The organism is Dysosmobacter sp., assembly GCF_034093755.1.
Taxonomy (GTDB): domain Bacteria; phylum Bacillota; class Clostridia; order Oscillospirales; family Oscillospiraceae; genus Oscillibacter.
In genome coordinates, this window is record NZ_JAXEBZ010000061.1 from 1 (window position 1) to 12,573 (window position 12,573).

General features: G+C 62.8%; 4 protein-coding genes and 1 pseudogene. 3 read left to right on the plus strand and 2 right to left on the minus strand.

From position 1 onward, the window contains the following. Positions 1-2,621, plus strand: a 2,621-nt coding sequence (gene dnaE / locus SOX55_RS08135; protein WP_325286941.1) for a DNA polymerase III subunit alpha, incomplete at its 5' end; no start/stop codon positions are given. A 70-nt stretch (positions 2,622-2,691) separates the two neighbouring features. Here the strand turns inward: dnaE and SOX55_RS08140 are convergent. Continuing rightward, complete coding sequence (locus SOX55_RS08140) at positions 2,692-9,627, minus strand: LamG-like jellyroll fold domain-containing protein (protein ID WP_325286942.1); 6,936 nt, start codon at positions 9,625-9,627, stop codon at positions 2,692-2,694. Positions 9,628-9,937: 310 nt separating this feature from the next. After that, positions 9,938-10,477: a DUF4364 family protein gene (locus SOX55_RS08145; protein WP_325286943.1), complete on the minus strand. Its 540-nt coding sequence runs from the start codon at positions 10,475-10,477 to the stop codon at positions 9,938-9,940. A 174-nt stretch (positions 10,478-10,651) separates the two neighbouring features. On the opposite strand from SOX55_RS08145, the gene SOX55_RS08150 reads away from it, so the two are divergent. Then, positions 10,652-11,779 (plus strand): DUF3048 domain-containing protein, encoded by a 1,128-nt coding sequence (locus tag SOX55_RS08150; protein WP_325286944.1) that lies wholly within the window; start codon positions 10,652-10,654, stop codon positions 11,777-11,779. A 129-nt stretch (positions 11,780-11,908) separates the two neighbouring features. Beyond that, positions 11,909-12,573, plus strand: a pseudogene (locus SOX55_RS08155) (hypothetical protein); the annotation flags it as partial.

Consider the following 12,573-nt stretch of genomic DNA (forward strand, 5'->3'; position numbering starts at 1 on the left):
GGGTCACCAATGAGGAATACTTCCGAAACCTCTGCCTGAAAGGCTTTACCGAGCGGTATCCCCAGGTACCCCAGGCTTACCGGGAAAGGCTCGACTATGAGATGGGCGTCATCAGCCGGATGGGGTATGTGAATTATTACCTCATTGTGTGGGATTTTATCCGCTATGCCAAAGAAAACGGGATCCCGGTGGGCCCTGGGCGGGGCTCCGGCGCTGCCTCCATTGTGGCCTACTCCCTGCACATCACGGAAGTGGACCCCATGAAGTACAGCCTCATCTTTGAGCGGTTCCTGAACCCGGAGCGGGTGAGCATGCCCGACTTTGATACCGACTTTTCTCCCGAGCGCCGGGGGGAGGTCATCGAATATGTTATGCGCAAGTACGGCGCGGATCACGTTGCCCAGATCGTCACCTTCGGCACCATGGCTGCCCGGGGTGTCATCCGGGACGTGGGCCGGGTCATGGGCATGCCCTACGCCGAGGTAGATGTCATCGCCAAGCAGGTGCCCAACACCCTTCACATCACCCTGGAGGATGCCCTGCGGCTGTCGAAGCCTCTGGCGGACCTCTATGAGCGGGACGAGAACGTGAAGCGGCTCATCGACACCGCGAAAAAGCTGGAGGGCATGCCCCGCAACGCCTCCACCCACGCCGCCGGCGTGGTCATCACCCGGCGGCCGGTGTATGAGTACGTCCCCCTGGCCCGGAATGACGAGGCGGTGGTCTGCCAGTACATCATGACCACCCTGGAGGAGCTGGGCCTGCTGAAAATGGACTTCCTGGGCCTGCGGAACCTGACGGTGCTGGATGACGCCGTCAAGACCGTCCAGCAGGAGCACCCGGAGTTCCGGCTGGAGGACATTCCGGAAAATGACCCCGCCACCTTTGAGATGCTGGGGCAGGGGAAGACCTCCGGCGTGTTCCAGATGGAGTCCACCGGCATGACCGGCGTGTGCCTGGGCCTGAAGCCCCAGAACATTGAGGACATCACCGCCATTATCGCCCTGTACCGTCCCGGCCCCATGGACTCCATTCCCCGGTTTATCGCCTGCAAGCAGGACCCCCGGCTCATCACCTACAAGCACCCGTCTCTGGAGCCTATCCTGTCCATCACCTACGGCTGCATTGTCTATCAGGAGCAGGTGATTCAGATTTTCCAGCAGCTGGCGGGCTATTCCCTGGGTCAGGCGGACATGGTGCGCCGGGCCATCTCCAAGAAGAAGGCCGCCCAGATCCAGAAGGAGAAGGACACCTTCATCCACGGCGATCCGGAGCGGAACATTCCCGGCTGTGTGGCCAACGGCATCCCGGAGGCCACGGCGGAGGCCATCTACCAGGAGATCTATGACTTTGCCAACTACGCCTTCAACAAGGCTCACGCCGTGTCCTACGCCGTGGTGGCCTACCAGACGGCCTATCTGAAGTGCCACTACTGCCGGGAGTACATGGCGGCGCTGCTGACCTCCGTGCTGGACAACTCGGACAAGATCGCCGGGTATATCAACGAGTGCCGGGACTGCGGCATCCGCCTGCTGCCGCCGGACATCAACCGCTCCTACGACCATTTCACCGTGGAGGACGGAGGCATCCGCTTCGGCCTGGCAGCGGTGAAAAACATCGGCCGTGGCTTTATCCAGGCCATGGTGCGGGAGCGGGAAAGCGGCCCCTTCACCTCCCTCAGCGACTTCTGCCAGCGGATGCTGGGCAGCGATATGAACAAGCGGGCGCTGGAAAATCTCATCCGCAGCGGCGCTTTCGACTCCCTGGGCGCCCGCCGCTCCCAGCTGATCCAGGTGTTTGAAAAGGTGATGGACTCCATCGCCGACTCCCGCCGGCAGAACGTGGAGGGGCAGCTGGACTTCTTCTCCATGGCGGCGGGAGATACCGGAGCGGCAAGCGCTGCAAAGGAGATTCCCTTGCCGGATGTTCCGGAGTTTACCCCCCAGGAACTGATGACCATGGAAAAGGAGACCACGGGGCTCTACCTCTCCGGCCATCCCATGGATGCCTACCGCAAGCAGGTGGAGCGGCTCCGGGCGCCCTCCATTTCCTCCATTCTGGAGGACTTCGCCCAGGAGGGCGGTCCCACCCGCTTTGCCGATGACCAGCGCATCACCATCGCCGGCGTGGTGACCTCCAGCAAAACCAAAACCACTAAGAACAACAGCCTCATGGCCTATGTGATGGTGGAGGATGACACGGCGGCCATGGAGCTGCTGTGCTTCTCCCGGGTGCTGGAGAATTGCGGCGCCTACCTGAAGGAGAATCAGGCGGTGGTGATCAAGGGCAAGCTGTCCGTCCGGGACGAGAAGGCCCCCCAGATCATCTGCGACAGTGCCTATCCCCTGGAAAACGTGGGCAGCGGCCAGGCCGCACCGCCGGCGGCCCCTCCTTCGGACAAGGTGGAGCAGGGGAAGGTGCTGTACCTGAAATTCCCCGGGAAAGACAGCCCGGAGCTGGCCCACATGCGTCTGGTGTTCCAGATGTTCCCCGGCACCACGCCGGTGAAAATGGTGATGGCGGACACCCGCAAGGTCTACGGCCATCAGGTGCTGCTGCACCGGGCACTGCTGCAGGAGCTGCGGGAGACCCTGGGTGAGGAAAATGTGGTGATCAAGTGATAAAAAGAGCGCCCTCCGCGTCAGCGGAGGGCGTTCTTTTGCTTGTGGTGGACCGGAACTGCGCCGGACCTCAGTCCGCCAGATGGCGGTACAGGAAGGTCACGATCTGAGCGCGGCTGCAGCCCTGATCGGGGACGAAGGCAGTGGCGGTAACGCCGTTGGTGATGCCGTTTTCCACGGCCCACAGCACCGCGTTGGCGTAGTAGGCGTTCCCGGCCACGTCGGTGAAGGGATTCGCCGCGGACTTGGGCCGGGAGCTGCCGGCGGCGCGCCACAGGAAGGTGACGGTCTGGCCCCGGGTGACGGTGCGGTTGGGCATAAACTCAGTGGCGGTAACGCCGTTGGTGATGCCGTTCTCCACGGCCCACAGCACTGCCTTGTAGCAGTAGCTGCCCTCAGCCACGTCGGTGAAGGGATTCACCGCGGACTTGGGTTCGGGGCTGCCGGCGGCGCGCCACAGGAAGGTGACGGTCTGCCCCCGGGTGCAGGTGCGGCTGGGGCTGAAGTGGGTGGCATCGGTGCCGCTGGTGACGCCGTTTCCGGCGGCCCACAGTACCGCGTCGTAGTAGTAAGCGTCGGCGGGCACATCCTCAAACGGGTTCTGCGTGGAGTCGTCGCCGGGCTGATCACTGCCGGGGACGGGATCCTTGGGGATGGCAGAGCCGCCGCCACCTCCGCCACCGCCGCCGGTGGTGACCGCGATGATGGTCAGCTCCGCGGTGGTGCTCAGGCCGCCGCAGGTGATGGTGATGACGTTGGTTCCGACCATGCCGGAATCAAAGCCGGAGATCATGTCCTCCGTGAGAGCCACGGTTTCCTGGGAGCCGTCGTTGAAGTGCTGGATTACCTTGGCGCCGGTCAGGTTCAGGGAATCGCCCACGGTGAGACGGGTGTTGAGCCCGGAGACGCTCAGGGCGGTCAGCGCCTTGCTGACGGTGACATCGAAGGTGGTGGTCTGATTGCCGTAGACAACGGTCAGCGTCTGGGTGCCCAGCCTGACGGGATCGAAGCCGTAGACCATGCCGGCGGTCAGGGCGATCTCCTCGTCGGAGCCGTCATCGTAGGTGAGGACCAGCTTGCCGCCGGAGACGTCCAGGGCCTCGCCGTAGGTGTACCCGGTTCTGACAGAGCCGGACACCGCGATGCCGCTCAGCTCCTTGCCCACCACAATGCCCAGGGTGGTGGTCCTGTTGCCATAGGTGATGGTCAGCAGCCGGGAACCGGCGGAGGAGGAATCAAAGCCGGAGACCATGTCGGCGGTGAGGGCGGCCTCGCCAGTGGTGCCGTCGTCGTAGGTGAGGGTGAGCCGGCCGCTGGTGACGTCCAGGGTCTCGCCGATGCCGTAGGTCAGCCTGGGCAGGGTGGTGACCTGGATGGCGGTGAGAACCTTGCTGACGGTGACGTCAAAGGTGGTGGTCTGGCCGCCGAAGGACACGGTCAGGGTCACGGTGCCGCCCCTGGAGGAGTCGAAACCGGAGACCATGTCGGCAGTCAGGTCCATGACCTTTTCAGAGCCGTCATCGTAGGTGACGGTGAGCTTGCCGCCGGAGACATCCAGCGCCTCGCCCACGGCGTACTCCGTTCTGGGACTGGTGCTGAGGGTGATGGCGGTGACGGTCTTCTGTCCCGTGGGGTCCTCCGGCAGGCCGCCTGCCACGCCCATGGCGTACAGGGCAGCCACATTGTCGGCGGTCAGGGCCGTGTTGTAGACCTTCACCTCGTCCAGGCTGCCGTAGTAGCGGCCGTTGGGCTGGACAGCCTTGTTGGTGTAGACGTAGTACTGGTTCATCATGCCGCCGATGCGGAACTGGCTGATGGCATCCAGCACGCCCGCTGCTGCCGCGCCGGTGGCGGACAGCGCGCCGTCCACATAGACGGAGGCGCCGGAACCGTCATAGACCAGAACGGCGTGATGCCAGCTGCTGTTCATGGTGACCGTGGAGGCCGCGGCGACGAAATTGGTGTTGTGGGTCCGGACGCCCTCGGGGGTGTTCACCAGGGAGGGACGGGTGGCCTGCCCCTTGCCGGTGCGCTCGCCGCCTTCGGAGGCGGTGCGGAACTGGGCCATCATGGCGGGGCGGCCGTCGGCGCCGAACATGCCCATCACCGGCATGTAGTTGGAGGTGATGCGGTCGCTGCTGAACCAGAAGCTGATGGAGGCGGAGGTGTCAATGGCCTCATTCAGGTAGGCGACACCGGCCTCGTCCAGATAGGCCTGCTCCAGCTCGGCGTCATTGTAGCCGTTGAAGAACAGGGCTCCGCCGGCTGTGCCGTCCTTGTTTCCGGCGGCGCTGAGGTTTTCGGCGACGGCGTCAATGCCGTGGCCGCTGCGCTCCCGCAGGGTGCCGTTGGCCAGGTCGGCGGCATCCATGGTGTAGTAGAGAATGGGGTAGGGCTCCACGCCTTCGGCAGTGGTGCTGTTGGTCACGTGGATCACCGCCGTGCGCTTTTCCCCGGAGGGCGCCGTTACGGTGAACTCCACCGCGCCGGGCTGCTGCTGCATCAGGAAGTCCCGGGAGATGGTGATGGTGTTTCCGCTGATGGCGTAATCGTCGGCGGTGAGACCGTCGGCCGCCACGGAGACGGGGGAGGAGGTGAAGGTGGCCCGGGTCCGGAAACTGACGCTCTCCGCGCCGCTGCTCTTCTCAAAGAACAGAACGGAGGGCGTGAAGTAACCGCGGGAGTCCTTCACGGTGACGTTGATGCGCTTGCTGCCGTTGAGGAAGTTGAGGGTCAGGGAGTGGTCGCCCAGCCCCAGGTCGCACAGGGTGTCGCCGTCCAGGGTGACGGTGCTGCCGGAGAAGGTGTAGCCGCCGCTCAGACCGGTGACGGAGGTCAGGTTCTGGGCGTTGTTGGCGGTGACCTTCACGTCCTGCATGTTGGCCATGTCCACCTCAAAGGAGGTGACGGGCAGGTACAGGCCGTCGGAGGTGGCGGTACTCTTTGCGTATTCCCGGGCCACGTCGGAGGCCTCAAAGGGAACGTTGTAGATCTTCACGTCATCGAAAGCGCCGGTGACGCGGCCACGGACGTTGGTATCGGCCCAGCACTTGTAGGGCTCGCCGCCGATCTCAAAGTTCTCGATGCCGCCCAGCAGGTCGCTGGTGAGGTAGGCGGCCCGCTGCTGGGGAACCACCGTGCCGTCGATGTAGAAGCGGCGGTACTGAGAGGTGCCGCCGGTGAGGCCGGTCTCGGTGCGTTCACCGTCCACGGTCATCACCACGTAGTGCCACAGGCCGTCATTGAGGCTCTTGCCGTTGCCGGAGCGGATGTCGGTGGGCCAGACGGTGCTGGGATAGTTGTTCATGCACATGACAGTGGATCCGTAGCGGTCCTCGGCCACCAGCTGGAATCGGCCGGGGGAACCGTTCCAGCCGGGGCTGGAGGTGGTGTACAGGCCCAGCAGGGGGGACCAGGCGCCGCTGTAGGTGTTATTGGAACCGGCGGCGTCGGACTTGAACCAGAAGCTGACGGTGATCTGATTGTCCACTGCGTCATTCAGGTAATCGATGCCGTCCTCGCCCATCCACAGGCGGGTCAGCTCGGTGGCGTTGGCGTCGAAGTGGAGAGCGCCGCCTGCCTTGCCGTCCACGCCGGGCACCACGGTCAGGTTCTGCCAGCGGCCGTCATTGCCGTAGCCGGAGGCGTCGGTGACGGTGCCGTCGCCGTTCAGGGAGCTGCCGTCCATGGTGTAATACACAATGGGCTTTGCGCTGGCGGCGGGAGTGGAGGGGCCGTTGCCGTAGAGGCCGGCCACCTGGTCGGCGGTCATGGCGGCGGGATAGACCTGCACGTCTGCCATGGCACCCTTGAAGCCGCCGCGGTTGGTCCAGTCCTGGGCGGCGGTGGTCTTGTAGTACTTGGCGAAGGTGTGGCCGATGAAGAACTGGGAGATCTGACCGGTGATGTCGCCGGTGACGGCGGTCTGGGCGGCCTGCTGGCCGTTGACGTACAGCGTCAGGGTTCCGGAGGCGTCATCATAGGTCATGGAGTACATGTTCCAGGAGCTGGTGGAGGCGATGCCGGCGGCACTGCGGGCGTACTGGCTGGCGCCGTCCTTGCCCGCGTCCGCCTGAACGGTCATTTTGCCGTCCGTGGTGGCGGGATCGCTGCCCTCGCCCTCATAGGTCTCCACAACGCCCACAGGCCGGGCGTCGGCGGCATAGAAGCCCAGCATGCTCATCTTGTTGCCGTTCTCGCCGTCGGCGTTGGCCCAGAAGTTGACGGTGTAGCCCTCCCGCAGAACGCTGTTCAGCCAGGCGGCGTCATCATCGCTGAGCCGGACGTAGTTGGGATTCTGGGTATCGTAGCCGTTGAACACCAGGGCGCTGTTCTTCGCGCCGTTCTGGTTGGCGGTGAAGCTGCCGGCGGCGGTGGTGACGGCGTCCACGCCGTAGACGCTGCTGTCCTTCACCATGGTGGCGGAGACGTCGGCGGCGCTGAGGCTGTAATTCAGCACGGCCACGCTGTTGGCACCGTCGGTGACGGTGAGCTTCAGCACAGAGCTGGAGCCGTCGGCGTACCGGACCGTCAGCTCATACAGGCCGCAGGCCTTGGAGCTGAGGAACGCGGAGGTAAAGGTCATGGCGGCGCCGCTGATGGTCACATCGTCGGCAGTGAGGCCGGTGATGCCGGAAACGGCCTTGCCGGCGGTGACCGTCAGGGTCTTGCCGGCGTCCGCGGTCCTGTCATACACGGGGTAGGCAGGGGAGAAGCCGGTGTCCTTCGCCCGGTTGGCGATGGTCATGGCAGGGGTGCTGACGCCGCTGGTCTCCTTTTCGGTGACGGCGGCGTAGGCGGTCCGGATCTGCTCCTCCGTCAGAACGCCGGAGTAGATGGTCACATCGTCGATGGAGCCGATGAGTCCGCCGCGGATGTTCCGGTCATACCACAGCTTCGCCTTGTCGCCGCCGATGATGAAGTCGGTGAAGGGCTCGGCTGTCAGGTGGTTGGCCGCCACGGAGTAGGAGGCCTTCTGCACGCCGTCCAGGTAGACAACGCCCTTGCCGCCGTCCTCCGTCACGGTGTAGAAGTGCCAGCCCTCGTCACCGGGAACGGGGGTGCTGCCGCTGACCAGATAGTTTCCGTTATCGCCGGGGCTGCCGGCAGCGGCGGTGCCGATGCCGTTGATGACGTACTTCATCTTATCCCGCCAGCGGACTTCAAACACGCCGGCGTAGGTGCCGTCCTGGCGGTAGAAGCCGATGAAGGGGTTGAAGTTGCCGTCGCTCTCCGGGGCGGAGGGCAGCTTGGCCCAGAAACTGTAGGAGTAGCTGTCGCTGATGTGGTCATTCAGGTAGTCAATGGTGTCCTCGTCCAGACAGACCCGGTCCGGCTGGGCGGGATAGTTGAAGCCGTTGAAGGCCAGTGCGCCGTTTTCCGTGCCGTCCACACCCACGCCGGAGGTGGTGTTCTGCACCACGGCGGCGTATCGTTCCGTGCCGGGGGTGGAGGAGGCGGCCCGTCCGCCGCTGACGTTGTCAAAGCTGTAATGCAGCAGCTCCTCCGCCGGCGGCGCGTTCACCGCCACGGCACTCCAGGTAAAGGAGCCGTTGGCGTTGGTGGTGCGCTTGTAAAGTCCGGCGGTGGTGGTGCCGTCGGCAATGTAGAAGTAATCCACATCGTCGCCGTCATTGTCCAGCCAGTGGATGCCGGTGGTGGCGCTCTTGTAGAAGTTATCGGAGCAGATGGGGTATTCGTTCTTCAGAACGCCGGTGTCGCCCCAGCACTCGTCGTCGCCGTACTGATGGCTGGCGGGATTGCCGCAGATGCACTTGAGCACCGCGTGCTTCACCAGGGGATACTTCGTCTCCGTCAGCTCGATGTCCTGATCGAAGAAGCGGTAGGCGTTCAGATTGATGTAGCACTCCGCAGTCTCCTTGGCGAAGGTGTGGATCGCCTCGTCGGAGTCGGTGTTGTGCTGGCCCACCTGCAGCTCCTTCAGCTCCGGTCTGGCGCTGCCGTCGATGACGTACATGGTCTTGCCGAAGCCGGTGGTGTTGCCGTAGGTGTACAGCACGATGTCGCCGCTGTCCCACTCGTACTCGATGTTCTGGGCGCCGTACTGGGTGTTGCCGGTCCAGACATAGAGGGTGTCGGCGGCGTGGAGCATCTCGTCCTCATCGTAATCGGTGGACAGGCCCCGCTCATAGGTAAAGCGGATGTTCTGGGTGCCCACAGGCTCTTTTTTGTCGGCGTCCCAGAAGTCGCTGACCCGGTAGAACTGCAGCACATTATAATTGTTGTCATACCGGTCGGCAAACTTGCCGCCGCCGTACACGCCGTAAGCCACGATCATGTACAGCTCGCCGGAATCGTCGCCGGGCATGGTGCCCACGGTGACGCCGTCGATGCCGGAACAGGCGAACAGGTGGCCGTTGTTGGCCTCGTTGGTGGCGAAGCCCGTGCCGGCGTCCTGGCCGTCAAAGTTCATGGGCGCCCGGAAATCATAGGTAGGCTCCGCCAGAAGGATGGCGTTGACGCCCTCGCTCATCTTCTTGCAGTCCATGCCCAGCTCCGTCATTTTGCTGGTGTCAAAGGCCGCCAGGAAGAACTTGGCGCCGGGGGACTTGTACTCGATGGATCCGTAGACCCAGCCGTCATAGTAATCCAGACAGCCCAGATGGGCGCCGCCGGCGGTGCCGAAGCTGCCCTGTCCGAAGCCGCCCACGGAAGCCACCACCTTGCCGGTTTTCATGTCCAGCTTGGCCAGGGCACTGGTGTAGGAGAAATACATGTACTCCATGTTGTCATCCACACAGATGCCCTGCAGGTGGGAGTCTCCGCCGCACAGGTCAATGGTGTCGAAACTGCCGTAGCCCTTGGCGATGGCCTGCTCCCACAGGGAAGTGCCCACTTCCTGAAGTGTCCGGACAGAGGGCGCGGCACCGCTGTCCAGTTCGTCAGCCAGAGCGCTGGCAGGCAGGAGGCTCAGCACCATGATGATGGTGAGCACCCAGGAGACCAGAACGCTGGGAGCGCGTGTGCGTGTGTACCGGTTGTTCAAATTTCCTCATCTTCCTTTCCTTTTGACAATGGCTCCGGGGGGATAGGGACAAACAGTATGGCGTATTCCGGCAAGAGCCTGTTACCAGAATACACCATACGGTTTGTCTAATTATAACAAAATCAGACTGGCAGTACAAGGGATGTTTTTATCAAAAATAAATAAAAAATGTGTAAAAGATTCAGAATCCAAAAAATTTTGTATCCCGGCCAAAAAATTTTTGAAGCACCGGAATCACGGAGGCGTCCCGCGGGGAGGACGCAAAACGCAGGCCGCACCAAAACGGTGCGGCCTGCGCTGCAATTGTGGCTCAATGTTCGGATTGGAGATCGGACAGCAGCAGCTGCATGATCTGGCTGTACAGCTTTTCCGGCGCGTTGAGAAACCGTTTTTCCAGCTGCCGGGCCATGTCCTCCCGTACCATCATCAGCTCCAGCTCCATGACGCTGCCCATATCGTCGGACAGGGAGAGGGCCACGGCGTAGGTGCCGTTGTCCCGCTTCACGGTGCGGGCCTTCACCTGGCTTTTCCGCCGCAGCTTCCGGTTGCACTCCGCCAGATTTTTGTCGCACCGCAGCCGCACGGAGTAGGGGAGACTGGTCTCGCAGATCTGGCTGTTTTTCAGCCCCTTCTCCGTGATGGCGTACAGCCCGTCCTCCGACAGCGTCAGGTGCTCCGTCCGAACCAGGTCCGCCAGACAGTCGGAAAAGTCAAAGTAGTCGATGGCGTCGTCGCACAGCGTCAGGTCCAGCATGGTGTCAAAGGGCACCGGCTCCACCACCCGCGCGGCAATATATAAAATCAGAAATTTGATCTCCAGTTTATCCTGAATAAAGCCCCGTCCGGCCATAGTTGTCCCTCCAGTTCGTCAGCATTCGACAATGGCTATTATAGCGGGTCTTTCCCCGGTTGTACAGTGGCAGGGGGAATTTTCCAATGCCAAACTTGACGGACCTGCTTTCTCTTGCTATGATGATAGCGGATTCGACACCATTCGACCCCACAGAGAAAGAGGGAGATTTTCATGAAGAAACGATTCCTGTGTCTGGCGCTGGCCGGATTGATGCTGCTGTCCCTGGGCGGCTGCGGAAAGGGGAGCGAGAGCGCGTCCTCCGAAGCCGCGGCGTCCTCCGCCGCCCAGCCGGTACTGGAGCCGGAGCCGATTCCGGAGCCGGAACCGGAACCCGAACCGGAGCCGGAACCTGAGCCGGAGCCGGAGGGACCCGGCGGCGTCAACCCGCTGACGGGCATGCCCATGGAGGAGGAATACGAGTCTTTGCGCCCTGTGGCGGTGATGCTGAATAATCTGAAAGCGGCCCAGCCCCAGCTGGGCGTCTCCCGGGCGGACATCATCTATGAGGTCCCCGCCGAGGGCGGTATCACCCGGATGCTGGCGGTGTATCAGACCCTGGAGGGTGTGGAGACCCTGGGCAGCATCCGCTCCGCCCGGCCCTACTACATCGAGCTGGCTCTGGGCCACGATGCCCTGTACGTCCATGCCGGCGGCAGCCCGGAGGCCTATTCGGACCTGAAGAGCTGGGGCGTGGACAACATGGACGGCGTCAACGGCGGCAGCGACGCCCGGATTTTCTGGCGGGATCAGGAGCGCCGCAAGACCATGGACTATGAGCACACTCTGGTCACCAGCGGAGAGAAAATCCGCGCCTACGCGGACGGCCACTTCCGCACGGAGCACAAGGAGGGGTACAGCTATCCCCAGACCTTCGCCGCGGACGGCACCCCCGTCAATGGCGCGGCGGCGGAGCATATCAAGCTCCGGTTCTCCAATTACAAAACCGGCACCTTCGACTATGACAGCGCCGCGGGGGTGTACCTGGTGGGCCAGTACGGCGGCAGGTATATGGACGGCGGCACCGGCGACCAGGTGTCGGCCACCAACGTGCTGGTGCTGGAGACCGACATCCACATCATCTCCGGCGATACCTACGGCCGGCTGTCGGTAAACCTCACCGGCAGCGGCAAGGGCACCTATTTCTGCGGCGGAAAATCCGCCCCCATCCGGTGGAGCAAGGCCTCCCGCGGCGATCCCTTCGTCTACACCGCGGAGGACGGCTCGCCGCTGACGCTGGGGCAGGGCACCAGCTATGTCTGCATCATCAGCCCCAAAACCAGCACCCTTACCTTTAACTGAACCAGCAGCCCGGACATGCCTGCGTCCGGGCTGCTTTGTCTCCGCACCAATCTGACCGGCGGGCATACACTGGGATGAAAGAGAACGCCCGAAGAGCGGCTCTTCCAGTACTTAATAGGAGGTATTGCAATGCCTGAGAGAGTTGTGCCCGGCCCGGTGGAGGGTCCCGACGGCATTCGTGAGGCGGTTTGCATTCACACGAAAAAGATTTATGACTCCTGCAGAGACAAGGATTGCATTGAGAACCTGCGCTTTTATCCCAAGCTCCAGTGCGCCGACGTGGTGAACCGCGCCCTGGCGGTCAAGGGCGGCACCGCCCGGCTGCTGCACATCTACGTGGATGTGGAGCCGGTGAGCTTCAACCGGGGGTTCTACACCGTGGACCTGCGGTTTTTCTACTGCGTGACGCTGCAGGCGTACCTCAGCAGTCCCATCCCCGTGCCGGTGGAGGGGCTTTGCGTGTTCGACAAGCGGGTGATCCTGTTCGGCAGCGAGGGGAACGCCAAAATCTTCTCCTCCCAGTTCCGGGAGAACGGCCCGGACCCGCAGCTGCTGCGGAAAACCAATCTCCCCACGGCTGTGGCGGAGGCCATGGCAGACAAACCGGTCCTTTGCGCCGGGAAAAACGGAGAAATTTGGGGAATTCCGGGTTTCTGTAGGATTGTCAAACATATTGGACAGAGAACTCAAAAGGAGATAGCCAGCCAAGAGGCCTCATGGGAAAGTTGTTGGAACGGCGGTTATGGATGGCAAGCTGCTTTTCGAAGTCCGCAAGGGAGTAAAAGCTGTGGGAA